This window comes from Streptomyces sp. NPDC006487, assembly GCF_042870555.1.
Taxonomy (GTDB): Bacteria; Actinomycetota; Actinomycetes; order Streptomycetales; family Streptomycetaceae; genus Streptomyces.
Genome location: NZ_JBIAHN010000022.1, coordinates 78,767 through 95,031, shown reverse-complemented (window position 1 = coordinate 95,031; position 16,265 = coordinate 78,767). Strand labels below are relative to the sequence as shown.

The 16,265-nt window shown below is 70.3% G+C and carries 12 protein-coding genes; 7 read left to right on the top strand and 5 right to left on the bottom strand.

Annotated features, from left to right (window positions below; translation table 11 throughout):
- Window positions 1–354 precede the first annotated feature (354 nt).
- Entirely contained in the window at window positions 355–2,013 is a 1,659-nt protein-coding gene (locus ACFYM0_RS33240) for a hypothetical protein (RefSeq protein ID WP_388508006.1), read from the top strand.
- Between the two features lie 933 nt (window positions 2,014–2,946).
- Here the strand turns inward: ACFYM0_RS33240 and ACFYM0_RS33235 are convergent.
- Window positions 2,947–3,483 carry a transposase gene (locus ACFYM0_RS33235; RefSeq protein WP_388508004.1) on the bottom strand — a complete coding sequence of 179 codons (537 nt, stop codon included), beginning with the start codon at window positions 3,481–3,483 and terminating at the stop codon, window positions 2,947–2,949.
- Window positions 3,484–3,981: 498 nt separating this feature from the next.
- Between ACFYM0_RS33235 and ACFYM0_RS33230 the strand changes: the two genes are divergently transcribed.
- From ACFYM0_RS33230 to ACFYM0_RS33215, 4 genes are all read left to right on the top strand, one after another.
- Window positions 3,982–4,638, top strand: coding sequence for a hypothetical protein (locus tag ACFYM0_RS33230; protein WP_388508001.1), 657 nt, complete (start codon window positions 3,982–3,984; stop codon window positions 4,636–4,638).
- A gap of 599 nt (window positions 4,639–5,237) precedes the next feature.
- The gene (locus ACFYM0_RS33225) at window positions 5,238–6,899 is read left to right on the top strand and encodes a hypothetical protein (RefSeq protein ID WP_388507999.1); all 1,662 of its coding nucleotides are present in this window, start codon (window positions 5,238–5,240) and stop codon (window positions 6,897–6,899) included.
- Window positions 6,884–8,497: a penicillin-binding transpeptidase domain-containing protein gene (locus ACFYM0_RS33220; RefSeq protein WP_388507997.1), complete on the top strand. Its 1,614-nt coding sequence runs from the start codon at window positions 6,884–6,886 to the stop codon at window positions 8,495–8,497. The genes ACFYM0_RS33225 and ACFYM0_RS33220 overlap by 16 nt, the downstream gene beginning before the upstream one ends.
- A 461-nt stretch (window positions 8,498–8,958) precedes the next feature.
- On the top strand, window positions 8,959–9,894 hold the full coding sequence (locus ACFYM0_RS33215; RefSeq protein ID WP_388507995.1) for a helix-turn-helix domain-containing protein: 936 nt from the start codon (window positions 8,959–8,961) through the stop codon (window positions 9,892–9,894).
- On the opposite strand, the gene ACFYM0_RS33210 is transcribed toward ACFYM0_RS33215, so the two are convergent.
- The 3 genes from ACFYM0_RS33210 to ACFYM0_RS33200 all read right to left on the bottom strand — a co-directional run bounded on the left by ACFYM0_RS33210 (window position 9,881) and on the right by ACFYM0_RS33200 (window position 12,227).
- Complete coding sequence (locus tag ACFYM0_RS33210) at window positions 9,881–10,444, bottom strand: hypothetical protein (protein WP_388507993.1); 564 nt, start codon at window positions 10,442–10,444, stop codon at window positions 9,881–9,883. The genes ACFYM0_RS33215 and ACFYM0_RS33210 overlap by 14 nt on opposite strands.
- A 312-nt stretch (window positions 10,445–10,756) precedes the next feature.
- A complete protein-coding gene (locus ACFYM0_RS33205; RefSeq protein ID WP_388507991.1) occupies window positions 10,757–11,575 on the bottom strand; it encodes an alpha/beta fold hydrolase in 819 nt (272 codons plus the stop codon).
- A gap of 43 nt (window positions 11,576–11,618) precedes the next feature.
- Entirely contained in the window at window positions 11,619–12,227 is a 609-nt protein-coding gene (locus ACFYM0_RS33200; protein WP_388507989.1) for a TetR/AcrR family transcriptional regulator, read from the bottom strand.
- 140 nt (window positions 12,228–12,367) lie between these two features.
- Between ACFYM0_RS33200 and ACFYM0_RS33195 the strand changes: the two genes are divergently transcribed.
- Window positions 12,368–13,171: an alpha/beta fold hydrolase gene (locus ACFYM0_RS33195; RefSeq protein WP_388507987.1), complete on the top strand. Its 804-nt coding sequence runs from the start codon at window positions 12,368–12,370 to the stop codon at window positions 13,169–13,171.
- Between the two features lie 103 nt (window positions 13,172–13,274).
- Window positions 13,275–13,505, top strand: coding sequence for a hypothetical protein (locus tag ACFYM0_RS33190; RefSeq protein ID WP_388507985.1), 231 nt, complete (start codon window positions 13,275–13,277; stop codon window positions 13,503–13,505).
- A gap of 77 nt (window positions 13,506–13,582) precedes the next feature.
- Here ACFYM0_RS33190 and ACFYM0_RS33185 read toward each other — a convergent pair whose 3' ends face one another.
- Window positions 13,583–15,229: a prenyltransferase/squalene oxidase repeat-containing protein gene (locus tag ACFYM0_RS33185; protein WP_388507983.1), complete on the bottom strand. Its 1,647-nt coding sequence runs from the start codon at window positions 15,227–15,229 to the stop codon at window positions 13,583–13,585.
- Window positions 15,230–16,265 lie beyond the last annotated feature (1,036 nt).

Below are 16,265 nucleotides of genomic sequence, written 5' to 3'. Positions count from 1 at the left end.
GGTCTCCCTCGGTGACGGCGGGGAACTTCCTCACCCGTCACCCTCGTCCAGACCCTCCCGGGCGACACTCCCGCTGTAGGCCCTTTGGCCCCAAGCACACCCCCTACCAGTGCTGTCACGTTGTCGGCGGCGTGATCGTTTCATGGCGTGTCGGGGAGGAAAGGGGGGGGCCAAATCAGGCTTCGGAGTCGCGGGTGGAGGGCTTGGCTGCGCTCGCGGACTCTCCCGGTTCGTCCACCAAACCGCCGCTGACCTCCGGAGGGTGCCAGGCCCTAGGCTTTCTTGACGTGGACATGGCATGGGTGCATGGTCGCTCTGTCCGCACCGTTCCCTCGTCGACTGCCTGGAGCGCAGATGCCGTCCACTCACTTCTTATCGAGATCCTCGGCCCTCCTCACGTGCTGTCTGTTCGCCCTCTTCTCCTTGCTGCTGGTCGGCGGGCCCGCCGCGGGGGCCACCATGCCCGCCGTTCCACGCGCGGCGGTGCACTCGACGTCTGCTGAAGCGATCGATCTGGGGCACTGGATGGGCCAGCGGGGCGCGCAGCTCCGCGACCGCCCCCTGAACGCCATCGCGATTCCGGGCAGCCACGACGCGGGCAGCTGGAGCATCCGCCCCGGCAGCGGACTGTGCACGTCCGGGGACTCCTACGACGTGTCCCGCGCCTACCCGGCTGTCGCCGCGAGCATGGCGCGGACCCAGAGCGGCAGCCTTCCCGCCCAGCTCGACGGCGGCAGCCGGGTACTGGACCTGCGTCTGTGCAAGGAGGGAGGCCGCTGGTACACCTACCACGGATCCCCCCTGGGCAACCTGTTCTTCGACGCCGACGGCCGCAGCGGAGAGGTCCACGCCCTCGCGGGCTGGATTCGGACACACCCGGCGGAGCTTGTCCTCGTCCGGCTCTCTGTCACCGCGCCCCCGGCCGAACTGCCTGCCGCCCAGGGCGCCGCGACGGACCTGCTCCTGGAGGCGATCGGGCGCGAACGCATCGCCCCCCGGTCCGCGTTCACACCTCAGACCCCGTACGGCCGGTTCATCGAGAGCGGGCGCAACGCCATCGTGATGGGCGACGCCCGGGAGGACCAGCGCAACGTGGTGTGGCCGCCCTCCGACTCTGACGCCCGCGGCAGCTATGCGTTCGCCTCGCTGTCCTGGTACGACTACCTGGGCGCACTGTTCAACAGCGCGGGGGCAGCGGAGAGCATGTACGCCTCTGCACTCACCCTGGACGACTTGGCCCTGAACTGGCCGCAGGGGACGCGCCCGCCGGGACTGTTTTCACTCAGCGGCATCGTCACTCCGGACATCACCGTGCCGGGCGCCGTTCTGGCGCAATGGGGCGCGGAGGTCGGCGCGGTACCCCGCGAGGTGGCCGACGCATACATGCTCAACATCGCCCACGGGTTCAACGCCCGGCTCGTGGCCATGCTGGCCGGATCCTGGCAGCGCCACCCAGCCGTGGACCAGTTCAACGCGGTGATGACCGACGACGTGAACCAGAACGGATCCGGGGTCGCCGCAGGCACCCTGCAGCGCATGGTCGTGGCACTCAACGACGTCGCCCGGCAGAACGCCTGCGGTGACCCTGAGGGCACCCCGGTCCAGCGGGGCCGCACGATCCGCTACCAGGCGCACCTGCGGGACATCGGCTGGCTGCCCACGACCGGCGCGGACGGTTCGGGAGTCGGGACCACGGGCCAGAGCCGCCCCACCGAGGCGCTGCGGATCTCCCCGACCGGTACCGGCGGCCTGTGGGTGCGCGCCCACGTTCAAGGCCTCGGCTGGCAGCCCTGGGTCCGGATCCCGGACGGTGGCACGGCCGAGGTCGGCACCACCGGCCGCGGGCTGCGCCTTGAGGCGCTGGACGTCCGCATCGAACGGGGAACCGTGGCTGGCCGCGCCCACGTCCAGGGTATCGACTGGCAGCCCAGGACGCGCGGCACCGAGATCCACCTCGGCACCACCGGTCGCAGCCTGGCCATCGAAGCCCTGGGCCTCAGTGCCTGCGACTGATCCCGCACAGGGAGACGGCCACCCCCGCGGGGCCGCCGGCCACCGGCACTATTGGTCGACGACTGCAATGAGTGAGGTGAGGTGTTGGCCCCGCTGAGTGCCGCGGAAGGCAGCATCTATGGCCGGTACGGATTCAGCCCCCGCGACCTACCAGGCCCGCTGCGAACTCGACATCGCCAGGCCCACGGCCGGGGCAGGTCGTACAGGATATGGGCCGGGTGGTCGGCCCCGGTGGTGTAGTTGCCTGCGCCGAACCGGATTGGCAGACGTTCACGATCACCGACGACGAACGCTTCGTCACCAACGCGTGGTGCGACCGGTTCAGCCACGGCTGGATCGGCCGCGAGCTCTCTGCTGACCTGACTCCAGCCGGGCTCCGGGACCACCGCGTGGACGGCCGGGCTCGGAGGTAGCGCTCAACCGGCTGCTGGGGTGGGTTGGGTTGGGGTGGGCGGGACTTGAACCGGGGCTGTCACGTTGCCGGTGGTGCGATCGTTGGATGGCGCGGCAGGGTGTGTCGGGGCCCGGCAGGGGGCGTGGTTCAGGCGGTGACGGGCACGCCGACGCGCCGGTGATCCGGTTCCAGATCGTGAACCTGACCGTCATCTCAAAGCGGTGGCGGCCGGCGGCCATGAGGTGGCGGTGGGGGCGGAAGTGAGGCGAGATCCCGGTGAACGCGGAGCAGGAACCGCTGAGCCCCGCCGACGCTGCGGAATCCTTTCATCCCGTGTTCCCGCTACCGGGTTGGCTGGTGCGGTGCGGTGCGGTGCGGTGCGGTGCGTTGGCGTGGGCCTGGTCGAACTTCAGACACCAGCGCGGGACCGTCTCGTAGAGCTCGTAACAGGATCATGAGGCGGGTTTGTTGAGGCGTCGCCAGCAGATGAGGCTGCAGGCGAGGGAGACGCCTGCGTCGTGGAGTTCGGTGCGGCGTTCTCAGCGCACGGCGAGTCGTTTGAACTGGTGGAGTAGGGCAAAGGTTTTCTCGACGACGTAGCGGAGCTTGCCCAGGCCTTTGATGTCCGGGGTTCGTCTGCGGGAGATGATGGGCAGGATCCAGCGTTTTCGCAGTTCATCGCGGTTGGAGTCGTAGCCCTCATCGCCGCGCAGGGCCTCGGGGCGGCGGCGAGGTCGTCCGGGGCGGCCTGCCACCGGTGGGATGCCGTCGACGAGGGCGAGGGTCTGGGTGACGTCGTTGACGTTGGCCGCGGTCATGATGACTTTTAGCGGGGTGCCGCGTCCGTCGCAGATCAGGCGGTGTTTGCCGCCGGTCTGCCGCCGGTCGAGCGGCGACGGACCGGTGTCGGCTCCCCCTTTTTTCGCGCGGATGTGAGAGCCGTCCACGCAGGCTCTGGACCAGTCCAGGCGGCCGGCCGCGTTCAGTTCGGCGAGCAGGGTCCGGTGCAGCTGGTCGATGGCGCCCAGGTCCTCGACGGTGCGCTCCGTGGTCCACCGGGCCGTCCGCGACTCCACCGGAACCGGCGGATTCTTCGCCGGCGGACTCGGGACCCGCGGAGCTGCTCGCTGCTACGCCCTCACCGGAGACCGCCGGGCCCTGCACGGCACCGTCCGTTGACCGGAAACATGGGGGAAGGTGTACGGGCGAGGGGTGTGCATGTTGCCTGCTGAGGGCCTGTTTTCCGGCTGGTGAGTGTCCGGACCTTCTTGTGTGGGTGTGAGGGTTGTTCGGGAGTGGGTGGCTGGGTCTGCGGGGGGCGCAGGCCTGGGCGGCGAGCTGGCTGTCCGTGGCTTTCGGCGTATGTGCGGGTGGGGGGTAATCGTCTGGGCGGTCGGGGTTCTGGGGCGGGCGGGCCCTGTGGGGATGTGCGCTGAGCTGGTGACTCGTCTCGTCAGAGGTCGACGCCGAGCGCCCGCCGCGTTCCCCGCGGACGCCACCGCACCGCGCCCGGGGTGCCACCGGGAACGGTTAGGGTGCGTCGGGAACGTGATCGCGCACCCGTGGGGGATGGAATGACAGTGCACCGGCCCGGACTGCCGCAGGACCTGCCCGCGCCGGGGGTCCTGTGGGCCAGGTGGAGCGCGGTCGCCGTGCTGGAGGCGACGACCGAGGCGGAGCAGAAGCCGCCGGGCCACCGCACGGGCTGCTGGATCGACGACCGTGGGCTGCACCTCGACGACTGCGGCTGCACCTGGTGGACGCTGAAGCCGCTGGGCGGGGACCGGTTCGTGCTCTTCGGTGAGGACGAGTCCAGCGGGGTCAAGTGGCACGAGCCGCCGGTCGACATGCTGGCCGGGGCTCCGCACTGGCTCCCCCACGACGAGCTCCGTGAGCTGATCGCGGGGAACGAGCTGGGGTGCGTGTACTGGTCCGAGAACGGGTCCTGGGCACGGGCTCCGTATCCGGCAGACCTCGATGACGACGGTCTCGACTGCGGGTTGAGCCGTTTTGTCAACGAGGACGAGCTGCTACGGGAACTCGACGGCGGCGCGGTCCTCGGGGAGGGCCGCGCCGAGCTGGTGCGCCGCGCCGAGCGGTACGAGCTGACGCCGGAGCTGCTGGAGACCCTCGTCCGCGGTTCGGGCGGTCAGCCCGCTGACCTGCCGGCCATGCTGCGCGCCCTGGGGCGCTCGGGCCTGTCTCACGGGAGCCCGCGGCCGGCGGCGTGACGTCGGGGGCTTCCCTCGGCGAAGGGGAGTCGGTGAGCGCTTGCCGATCACGGTCACGGCGGGCGGAGAACGTGATGCGGTGGTGCATTGCGCCCGCCGTCAGAGCTCGGAGCCCTTCGCCCACTTGAGCAGCGCAGCGAGCTGCCTCTCAAGGGTGTCTGTACCGGCCGTGTGTACGGCAGCTTCTCCGGCTCCGCCCTGATCAACCTGGCCCTCCGTCCGCCGACCGAGTCGTTGCAGCAGGGCTCTCACGTGCCGGAGAGCCAGACGCCCGGCATCCCCGTCTATCCGCTACGGGATGCCGAGATGCGGTGGAGAGGTTGGCCGGTCGCCGGTCCATGCCTGCTCGGCCGGAGCGAGGTTCGGCCGTGATCATCGCCCCGGTCTATTGCGTCAGCGGAGTGACAGCCGGGTGCTGGCGTAGATCACGAGGGTGCCGCCGATGGCGGCTGCTGCCGCTGACGAGGTGGATGCCGGCCTCGTTGTGAATCCGGCGTACAACCTTCGGCATGCCTCGCAGGTCAGAGTCCCCGAAAGTTCCAGCAGGCGGTAGTCGAGCAGGTTGTACAGGGGGATGTGTGAAGGGGTTCAGAACGGCCATGACCGTCATCGGTGCGGCGGTTGCACTCGGGATCGTGGGGACCGCCGTGGCTCCGGTCGCGGCCATCGCCGCGCCGGCCGCGCGGGCGGCTGTCGTCGCGGGCGCGGTGCCGGATGCCTGGGTGGAGGTGTCCAACGGCACCCATTTCCGGGTGATGGTGGGCGACCACGACGTCGCGCCGACGCGGGTGGACGTGCGGCCCGTGGGCAGTGACGTGGTCGTCGCCACGCTGGACAAGTTCTGGCACGAATCCGACACGGTCGGCTCCGAGGAGCCGGACATCGGCTGGTACGAGGCCCACGACGAGCTTCGGCTCGACGGGATGGGCGACTACGAGCTGGACGTGTACGTGCCCTCGGACGGCGGCGGCGTTGCCGGCCGCAAGGGTGCGGGCCGGTTCACCTACGCCCTCGATCCGAAGCTCGACGTGGCTTCCGATCAGCAGCAGTTCTCCCTCGACGACCTCGACGCGACCGCCACCGGATCGGTGACCGCCGTGCACCCGCGGACCGGAGAACGCGGTCCGCTGGCCGGCGCCCTCGTCAGCGTCCAGCTCGGGTGGGGCCGATCGGACGTGGTCTCCGACAGCGAAGGCAAGTTCACGACGCTGGTCGCCGCGCAGGGCAAGGAGTCCTCGCTGAGCCTCAGCGCACGCCTGAAAGAGGGCGTCGAGACTCCCTCGGCCGCACAGCCCGTGCGGATCCGGCCCCAGCAAGCGGCGTTGACACTGAGCGCGCCGTCGAAGGGACTGATCGTGCGGTACGGGGCCGAGGACTCCTTCCGCGGAGCCATCACCCGCGTGACGGACGACGGCCGGACCGTGGCGGCGGCAGGCCGAACCGTGATCGCCGAACCCCTGAAGCCCGGTGGGCTGTCGGCGAGTGCCGTATCCCGAGCCGACGGTACGTTCGCCGTCGGCCCCAGGATCACCGCCGCCGGGTCCTGGAAGGTGTCCGGTCAGGACCCGTGGCTGGTGAAGACTCCCGCGCAGACCGCGACCGTCGTCAAGATCACCCACACCACCGATGTCGTCGAGGAGAAGGTCCTCTCCACCGACCGGTACCGGAAGATGACCATCGCGGGGAAGATCGTCGTTGACGGCGTGACCACGCAGAAGGCGCCCGTCGAGATCCAGGCCAAGGTCGGGGGCGGCCAGTGGGTCACTCAGAAGACTCTGACCGTTGAATACAACAAGACCTTCACCACCACCGTGGAGGTATTCGCGGAGTTTCCCTCCAGCCCGTGGCGGATCTACAGCCCCGGGACGCAGAACATCGGTCCGAGCACCGGCGCCGATCTCCAGCCCGGACGCCTGCAAACCCGCTTCGAGCTCGTACGGGTGGGTCCCAAGCCGGTGTGCATGGGGGAGACCATGTTCGTCGCAGGGACCCTGAAGGCCTATGGACCCAGCGGCTATTCCCACAACTATCCGGGGCGAAAGGTCCGCTACTACTTCAAGCCCACCGGTGGGACGGTCTGGAAAGAAATGGGCAGCTCTCTCACCCGGGCCGACGGAACGTTCGGCGCGAAGTTCAAGGCCGTGAGCGACGGGACCTGGCGCGTACGCCACGTCGACACCGACGCCCAGCACTTCGCTTCCACCAGCCACCCGGTCTACCTGGACGTCAGGGGAGGGACTGCACCATGCGCGGCAAAGTGAAGACCGCCTTCGTCGGCGGCGTGTTCGTCCTGGTGGCGGGCGGGGTGGGGTTCGCGGGCTACGAGATGCTGGGCGAGGACTCGCACGGTGCTCCGCTGAAGGCGTCCGGGGTTACCGCCGAGGAGGTCGAGCGGACATCGCGGGACTTCCTGGCGGCGTGGGCCCGCGGGGACGCGGACGCGGCGGGGACGCTGACCGACGACCCGGCGGCGGCCACGGAGGCGCTGCGCGGCTTCCGGGAGACCGGGCATGTGCAGAACGCCGTGGTCGCGCCGGGCGCGGCGAGCGGCGCCACGGTGCCGTACACGGTGAAGGCGACCATCAGTTTTGAGGGGCACGAGAAGGAGCTGGCGTACGCCTCGGAGCTGACCGTGGTGCGGGGCAAGAGCAGTGGGCGGGCGCTGGTGGACTGGCGGCCGGCGGTGCTGCACCCGAAGCTGATCAAGGGCGCGACCCTGCGGACCGGTAAGGCGAAGAGGGACTCGATCGAGGCGCTGGACCGCAAGGGCCGGGAGCTGACCGCCGAGCAGTACCCGTCGCTGGCCCCCGTACTGGACACCCTGCGGACCCGGTACGCGGACGGGGCCGCAGGCGCGCCCAGCGTCGAGACCTGGATCGAGCCGGCCGACGCCGACACGCCGAACCAGACGCTGCTCACCCTCGCCAAGGGAAAGACGAAGAAGGTCCAGACGACGCTGGACGCCGACGTACAGGCCGCCGCCGAGCGGGCGGTGAAGAAGTACGACCGGGCCTCGGTGGTCGCCGTCCGGCCCAGCACCGGCGAGATCAGCGCGGTCGCCAACAGCCCGGTCGGCGGGTTCAACGTGGCGATGGAGGGGGCGCAGGCCCCCGGCTCCACGATGAAGGTCGTGACCGCGGCGATGCTGCTGGAGCACGGCCTGGTCGGCGGACCGACCTCCCCGGTCGAGTGTCCGAAGGAGGTGACCTGGTCGGGCCGGACCTTCCACAACAACAAGAACTTCTTCATCGAGAACGGCACCTTCCGAGACAGCTTCCGCCGCTCCTGCAACACCTTCTTCATGAAGGCGCTGGGCCCGCTGAGCGCCAAGGGCGTGGCGGACACCGCCCTGAGCCAGACGGCTCGCAAGTACTTCGGCCTGGGCGGGGTGTGGTCCATCGGGATCGTCTCCACCGACGCCCGCATCCCGGTCTCGAAGGGGCCCGAGACGGCCGCCTCCTACATCGGCCAGGGCAAGGTCACCATGAACGCCCTCAGCATCGCCTCCCTCTCGGCGACCGTGAAAAACGGCGCGTTCCGCCAGCCGGTGATCGTGCCCAGGAACATGATCAAGGGCGAGCTGACCACCGCCCAGCCGCTGCCCGGGAAAATGGCCGCCACCTTGCGCAGCCTGATGGGCGCCGCCGCGACCGACGGCACCGCCGCCAAGGCGATGTCCGCGGTCAGCGGCGACAAGGGAGCCAAGACCGGGTCGGCCGAGGTCGACGGCCAGAGCGACTCCAACAGCTGGTTCACCGGCTACGCGGACGACCTGGCCGCCGGCTCGGTCGTCCAGTCCGGCGGCTACGGCAGCGGGCCGGCGGGCGACGTCGTCGCGTCCGTGCTGAACGCACGGTAGGGCGCAGACGGCTCGGCCGACAGCGCGGAGACGGCCGGACGGGCCGAAGCGCACGATACGGCGGGAGGCTGTCGACGCCGTGGTGTGACTGCGCAGGTTCTATGACCGGCCGTTGATGTGGCTGTCGGGGCTGCTCGTTGGGGGATCAGCCGGCCACTGGATCCAGGCGGTGAGTAGGTCGCCGGGTGGGAGCACGAGTCGGACGTCGGCCCACGCCGGGAACCGCGGCCGTTTCGAGACCCACCTTGGCCGGAACGGCCTTCTCTTGGAAGGCCGTCCGCCACGTAGGCTCCGAGTGTCTCGTCACGGGCTACACGGCTCCACGCGGCACGGGCGACCCCCGAGCGCGCCCCGCCGCGCTCAACACGGCCCAGTGAGGGCGGACCTGCTTCACCACGATCCGCTGCCCGCCGCCGTGACCGTGTACCGCCGCGCCGGGCTCGGGGCCAAAGGAGGCAGACATGGCCACCATCCCGCCGCTCTTACCCCGCCCCTTCACCCGGGACGCCTGCCCCCACGGGTCGTGGGAGGTGGTGCGCGCACTGCCTCACCCTTGGCTGCGGCCCGGTGTGCGCGGGTACCGCGGCTACCGTATGGACCTCGCACACGGGCGCCGGAGGCTGGAACTCCCCGACGCCTGCGTGTCCCTGGTCTTCAATCTCGACGCACCGGTCTGGGTCACGCTTGGCACGCAGCCCGACGCCCCCGCGCGTCCGTACACGCTGCTGGTCTCGGGCCTCCAGACGCGGCCCACCTTCGGCGAACACGCGGGCCGGGTCGAGGGCGTGGAGGTACTCCTCGCCCCGTGGGCGGCCTTCGCGATCCTCGCCCACCCGATGGGCGACCTGGCCGACCGGATGGCCGACCCGGGTGAATTCCTCGGGGCGGAAGCGGGTTGGCTTGCCGAGGGCCTGTACGAGACGGACGGCTGGGGTCCGCGCTTCGCCCTCCTGGACACCACCTTGCGCAGCTGGGTCGAGTCGAGCCGGGCTCGCACGGCCGAGCCGCTGCGCCGCGCGTGGGGCGAGCTGACAGGCAGCGGCGGTGTCCTGCCCGTGGCCGAACTGGCCCGGCGCACCGGTCGCGGCAGGCGCCGCCTCGAGTACCTCTTCCGCGAGCAGATCGGGCTGACTCCGAAGACCGCGGCGCGCGTGCTCCGCTTCCAGCGGGCTCTGCGGCTGGTGAACCACGGCGGCCGACCGCTCGCCGACGTGGCAATCACCTGCGGGTTCAGCGACCAAGCGCACATGAACCGCGAGTTCAAGGCGATGACCGGGCGCCCGCCCCGGCAGTTCCTGTCGGAGCGGGGCGCCGCCCCGCCCGGTCCGGCCGGGATCGACCGGGTGACCGGGCAGGTGACCAGCGTGGTCCTGCCCGGCCGGATCAGTCGATCTTGATGGAGCTGACCCGGTTGTCCCAGCCGCTCCTCATGCTGTTCTCGATGTGGTTCGGTCCGGTGTTGCCCGGGTACCAGTACCCGCCCCCGCCGTTGTTCTCCGCGAGGTGTGCCGTGCAGGCCCCGGTCCAGTAGGAGGACGTGGAGTTGTTGAAGTTGTAGTCGGCAAGGTTCTGCCAGTACCCGCGGTCGTAGAACTTGAGATTGCGGCCCTGCTTGTCCGCGAACTGGTACAGGTCCAGGGCGGTGGCACAGGCGGCGAGGGCCTGCAGGGTGGTGGCGGTTCCGCGGAGCTCGGCCGCCTTCGCTTCCTGCTGCGCGGCCGTACGGAAGCACTCCACGACTCCGCGGGTCCGCCACACCATGCAGACCTTCGCGGCGCCCCAGTCGCCGGACATGTCCAGCTTCCGGCCCTCGAAGGAGGCGAACCGGGCCTTCGCGTCCGCGGCGGGCGTGGCGGCCGCCCCGGCGGGTGCGGCGCCCAGCAGCGTGGAGGTGGCGAGCGTTCCTGCCGCGACGAAGCCGAGCGTCGCCTTGCGCGTGTTGAACACGGAATGCGTCCCTTCGCGAGGAGCTGCCCGACGGCTGCCGGGCGGAACCCATCCTGGGACGGCCCGCTCTGCCTTTCTTGAACAAAAGCGAACCCCTGCGCGGGCGCGTTCCGACCGTGCCGCGCAAGGCCAGACAGGTCGGCAGGCAGCGGCTCGGCTGTCGTTGAGGGGGGGTATCGGCGGGTCGGTGAGCTGGGATGTTGCAGGTCTGCGTGAGAACGATTCTGCGGCGTCAGAAGCGGCTTGACCTGGGGTTGTTGTGGGTTGGTTGGGAAAGTGTCTGGGGGTACTCGGGTCGCTCGGTCGTTGTCGTCATTCGATCGTTTGACGAACGGTGACGTTGTCGAGGAAATCCTGGAGCAGGCGGTGCAGGACGTCGGGTTGTTCCAGGTGCACGTCGTGCCCGGTCCCGGGGACGCTCACGGCCGTTGTGTCCGGCTGCTGCTGCAGCATGGCCTGTGACTCTTGCGGGGGGATGATGCCGTTCTGGCCCAGGACGGCAAGCGTCGGGCAGGAGATCTTTGCCCATTCGTCCGAGAAGGCCCGTTGGGCGTTCTCGGCCAGCGAGGCGACCAGAACGTCGCGGTCGAAGCGGGGCCACCACCCGCCGTCGCGTTCCTCCAGCCCGGCGGCCCAGCCTTCGCCGACCCGGCCGCCGCCGAGGAACTGGACGGCGGTTTCCCGCGAGGGGAAGGGCATCGGCCAGGAGTCGAGCCATCCGCCGATCTCCGCGGGTGTGTCCGGGTTCGGGCCGCCGGGGCCGGCTTCGACGAGTACGAGGGCGCGGATGAGTTCGGGGTGCGCGGCAGCGGTGAGCATGGCTGTGTTCCCACCCATCGACTGGCCTATCAGGACGGGTCGCCGCAGGTCGAGTTGTTCTGCTGCGGCGACGACGTCGGCGACGTAGGCGGCGCGGGAGAGATCTCGTGGGCGGCGTTCGCTGGCGCCGTGGCCGCGCTGGTCCATGGCGACGACCCGGTATTGGTGGCTCAGGCCTCGGGAGATGTCGTCCCATTCGCCGGCGTGGCCGGCCAGTCCGTGCAGGAGGACCAGGGGGTGCCCGTCTCCGCCCCAGTCACGGCAGGAGATGCGGACGCCGTCGCGGATGACGGTGCGTTCGGACCAGGTCATATGGCCTTCTCTCAAGAGGTGGTCGGATGGGGGCTTTGCCGGGTCAGCGGTAGGCGGCGAGGAAGACGCGTACGCCGGCTGCGGCGTAGTGGTCGAGGTCGGCATCGGATTGCTGGGTGCTGCCGGTGAACATGGCCTTGTTCACCGGGATCCACAGCAGGAGACCGGAGAAGTGGTTAGCGGCCAGGAGGGCGTCCTCGATACGGAGCAGTCCCTGGTCGGCCAGTCGCTGGAAGGTGGCCGCGAGAGTGGCGAGCCCTCGTTGGAAGCCCCGCTCGTACCATTCGGTTCCCAGGTCGGGGAAGACGTCGGCGTTGGCGATGATCAGCCGCCGCAGCTGGATGACCTGGGGGTGGGTCAGGGTCGTCAGGAACTGGCGGGCGAGCCGGGTGAGGCTCTCTTCCAGGTTGGCGGCGTCGGTCGGGATGTCGGCCAGCAGGTCGATGGTGGTGTCGAGCCGGCCGGTGGTGGCCAGGACGATCTCGGCGAACAGTTTCTCCTTGTCCGCGAAGTGCTTGTAGACGGTCTGCTTGGACACCGCGGCCCGCTTCGCGATGTCGTCCATGCTCGTCCCCGAGTACCCCTTGTCGAGGAAGACGCTGGTCGCGGCCTCCAGGATCGCCTCGTGCTTGCGCGCTGAACGGCTGTCCATCATCGACTCCTTCTCCATCCGTCTCGCCCCCAGAGAAGAGTACTGGACTGACCAGTACTCATGTGGGTACTGTACCGTCCAGTTCCGAACCGCAGGGTTTCCGGCCCTGCGTACCGCGCAGACATTTGGAGTGGCTTCTCATGGACAAGGTGTTCTCCGCAGACGGCACGGCCATCGCCTACGAGCAGCAAGGCGCAGGGCCTGCCGTACTGCTCGTCGGCGGCGCCTTCATGACGCGCGGCGATTCCGCCGCCCTCGCCGGCCTGCTGGCCGAGCACTGCACCGTGATCACCTACGACCGCCGGGGCCGCGGCGACAGCGGTGACAGCGCGGCGTACGACGTCCAGCGCGAGGTCGAGGACCTGGACGCGCTGATCGAGCGCGTGGGCGGCGAGGCGATGCTCTTCGGCATGTCCTCGGGCGCCGTGCTGGCCCTGGAAGCCGTGGCCCGAGGCAGCGCCGTGACCCGCCTGGCCGTGTACGAGCCGCCCTTCATCACCGACGCCAGCCGCCCGCCGCTTCCCGTCGACTACGTCGCCCACCTGACGGAGCTCGTGGGGCAGGGGGCGTACGGCGATGCGGCCGCCTACTTCATGACCGCGGCCGTGGGCATGCCCGCCGAGGCCGTCGCCGGAATGCGCCAGGCCCCCTTCTGGTCCGGCATGGAGGCCAACGCCCGCACCCTGCCCTACGACGGCCAGGTTATGGGCGACACCATGTCCGGCCGGCCGCTGTCCGGCGACCGCTGGCAGTCCGTGACGGTGCCTGTCCTCGTGGGCAGCGGGGACGCGGGCGCACCGCACATGCTGAGCGGGGCGCGGGAACTCGCCGCACTGGCCGACAATTTCACGCTGCAGGTCTTCCCCGGCCAGGAGCACGGCATCGCTCCGGAGGTCCTCGCCCCCGTCCTGACCGGCTTCTTCACCACCGGCGAGCAGGCGTGAGCAAGGTCTTCGCCAGTCTGGGCATGTCTCTGGACGGCTTCATCGCCGGGCCCAACTCCCGCCCCGACAACCCGCTCGGTGACGGCGGAATGCGCATCCACGCATGGTCTTCGGCGTCGAGGGCTGGCGGGAGCGCCAGAGCATCAAGGGCGGGGAGACCAACCAGGACGACGACATCGTCCAGGAGAATTTCACCCGTGCCGGCGCCGACATCATGGGGCGGCAGATGTTCGCCGAAGGAGAGGTCGGCTGGCCCGACCCGCCGTCCTTCCGCGCCCGCGGCTTGAGGGTAGCCGGCTCCGCTCCCGGCGCTGCGGTTCCCGCTCAGCGGTAGCGGGCCGGACCCGGACAGGGGCGCGCTGCCCGGCAGCGCGCGGAAGTGCCCGTCTCGTAGGTGCCCGTCTGCCTGTTTCAGGAGGGGGCGGTGTAGGGGATCCGGTTGGCGGAGGTGCCGAGTCCGGTGGGTCCGGTGGGGACGTTTGCGGGCCGGGGGTTTTGGCGGGGGAGGATGTAGCGGCTGGTGTTGCGGGTCCATTCGAGGTTGCCGGCCATCACGTCCCGCAGCCCCTGCACGTACTCCTCCAGCTGTGGCTGCCATCGGGCCAGGTCGGCCGCTTCCCTGGATGTGGCCTGGTGCTGGAAGGTCCCGATCCGGGAGGCGGCGTCGTCGTTGACCACGTCCATCGCGGGCCCGGCGGCGCAGCGAAGCAGCTCCTGGACGATGACGACGGCGTTGTGCGGGTCTTCCTCGAGTTCGGTTTCCTTGTGGTGGGAGTAGAGGTCGTTGGCCAGGGTGACGTGGTCGGCGACGGCGGCCACCATCGCCTGGACCGGCTCACTGGCATACAGCTCGGCATCCAGGTCCAGGTGATGGGCGCGTTCGACGAGGCCGGCGACCCACGGCGCCCCGGCGGTCCCGCGCCGCATCTCCATGTACTCCATCAAATCCGGGGTGCGCCGCACACCGTTGTTCGAGATTTCCTGCATGGCCCGGCCGGTGTTCTTCAGCAGGTTGGTACGGAACCGTTCCTGCCAGCCGGCCGAGCGTCCCGGCCGGGTCCCAGGCCATAGCGAGGCCAGGCCCCGTTCCACCGGGTTCTCGGGCTGGGGTGCCGGCTCGTCGTGCAGGGGGAGGAACGCGGGGAGCCGGTCGGTGAACTGCCGCGCCCCGGCCTGGTCCCCGGTGCTTTTGTAGCGGGTGAGGAAGTAGTCGTCGTAGAAGGTGAGCAGGAAGCACCAGCAGGCGATCCGTTCCAGCTCTGCGGCCGAAGCGTCGGGTGCGAACAGGGCTGCGGACAGCGCCAGGTCCTGGCCGTCGAACTTCCGTGCGCTCCACCGCCCCCGCTCATGTACCCCGTCTTCTTCGAGAAGTCCTTGCGCGTGGGCCCAATTCCGGGTCCTGGTGCGTACGTCGTTGAGCAGGGGGCTGCGGCGCACGGGGAAGGGCAGGTACATCTCGGGCGGCACAAGGTCGTCTTTCGTGCGGGAGGCCGGTCGGCCGGCTGTGGCGGGCGCGGGGTGCGCGGTCTCCAGGTGGCCGAGTCCCAGGAGTACGTACGCGTCGGCGAGCGCGGGCACGTCGAAGAGGATCGGGCGCGGTCCCAGCGACTCGGGGCGGCAGGTGTAGCCGCCGTCGCCGTGTTGCTCGCGCAGCAGGTAGGCGGTGCCCTCGGCGAGCGCCGCCGCACCGGAACCATCGGCAGTCCCGGACGCACGGGGAGTACCGGGGGTGGTGTGGGCGAGTGCGGTCAGTGAGAAGGCCGTGCTGATGGGGTCACTTGGCTCGCCCGGCTGCTGGCCCCAGCCGCCGTCGTTGTTCTGCACCTCGAGCAGGAAGCGTGCGCACCGCTTGTTGAACCGCTCGGCCACCTCCATCGTCTTGGGCTCGCCGAGGTGCGGGGCGGAGCGCATCGCCAGGACGGCGCGGCAGATCGCGTTGGCCCGGCTGCGGCTCCAGCCGGCTTCGAACGTACCGTCGCTCTGCTGGCGTTCGGCCAGGAACCCGATCGCCTCCCGCAGGATCTGGGCCCCGTGCGGGTCGCTCGGTCTGCTCGACACCCACCGCGTAGGCCCAGCCCCCATCCGGCCGCTGCAGCCCGGCCAGCCGGTCACCCATGGCGAGCAGCTCCGGCCGCGGATACCCGCACGTCCCGGCCAGACCGACCCCCGCCATCGCCGTGACAAAAATCGGCTCACCGGGGATGAACGGGAACCCGCCGTCCGCCCGCTGCACAGGACCAAGCCGCCCGATACCCCGCGCCACCATCTCCTCGTGCCCCGGCACCAGCCGCGGGCCATCCCTACCCCGCCGTCCGTCAGCCTCGCGCCGTCCGGTATCGCCCGTTCAACTGAAAAGACGGGCAGGTGCCCCACCGCGTCGAGCCCAACGTCGTACAGGGGGAGCCGTGTGCGGTTATCCACCGGTAGCGGGGCTCGGCTACGGTGCCGACAGCCGGAGCTAGGTACCGGCCCGGCCGCCCCCACCCTTGACGGGGTGGCGGCCGGCACTGCCGCTTTCAGGACTCCTCGGGGGACGGGGGCTTCACACGACGCCGAAAGTACGGACCGCCTGTCCGAACGGTTGCTGGAAACCGATGCCGAGACGCTGGCCGAGCCGGGGGAGGGCGCCTACGGGCCCGACCATGCAGCGCACAGCCGTGCCGGGGTCCGCACCCCGCGCGGCGATCGGCAACGTCCAGGTCTCAGAACGGGCGCTGCTTGCCGGCGGCCGGGTGCTGGCTGGAGCTGTCCTGGCCGTCGAGGGTGGTCCGGGCATGGCGTGGTGCAATGCAGCCTCGGGCCGGTCCGGTTGGCCGGCCGCGGGGAGAACCAGCCGATTCGGCTTCTTGCGGCCGGACAGGCGCGGGCCGCTTGGCGTGCTGCGGCGCGCGTTTGAGAGCACCCCCGCACCGCTCGTGCTGGTGCAGGCGGTGGAGGGGGCGCGTCTGTGCACGGGGCGAAGGCGCGTCGGGCGCAGGCGAGGGCGGGGGCCGGGTGCTGCTGCCTCACGCCGCCACGGAGACAGGAGCGCCCGGCCCGGTCGGCGCCTGAACGGCGCTTTTGCGGAAGCGAGCTCGGATTGTGGCCCGGCTGC

Coding starts and splice junctions, on each gene's coding strand:
- ACFYM0_RS33240 (WP_388508006.1), top strand. CDS start 355: ATGCCGTCCACTCACTTCTTATCGAGATCCTCGGCCCTCCTCACGTGC.
- ACFYM0_RS33195 (WP_388507987.1), top strand. CDS start 12,368: ATGGACAAGGTGTTCTCCGCAGACGGCACGGCCATCGCCTACGAGCAG.
- ACFYM0_RS33230 (WP_388508001.1), top strand. CDS start 3,982: ATGACAGTGCACCGGCCCGGACTGCCGCAGGACCTGCCCGCGCCGGGG.
- ACFYM0_RS33200 (WP_388507989.1), bottom strand. CDS start 12,227: ATGGACAGCCGTTCAGCGCGCAAGCACGAGGCGATCCTGGAGGCCGCG.
- ACFYM0_RS33220 (WP_388507997.1), top strand. CDS start 6,884: ATGCGCGGCAAAGTGAAGACCGCCTTCGTCGGCGGCGTGTTCGTCCTG.
- ACFYM0_RS33205 (WP_388507991.1), bottom strand. CDS start 11,575: ATGACCTGGTCCGAACGCACCGTCATCCGCGACGGCGTCCGCATCTCC.
- ACFYM0_RS33215 (WP_388507995.1), top strand. CDS start 8,959: ATGGCCACCATCCCGCCGCTCTTACCCCGCCCCTTCACCCGGGACGCC.
- ACFYM0_RS33225 (WP_388507999.1), top strand. CDS start 5,238: ATGACCGTCATCGGTGCGGCGGTTGCACTCGGGATCGTGGGGACCGCC.
- ACFYM0_RS33190 (WP_388507985.1), top strand. CDS start 13,275: ATGGTCTTCGGCGTCGAGGGCTGGCGGGAGCGCCAGAGCATCAAGGGC.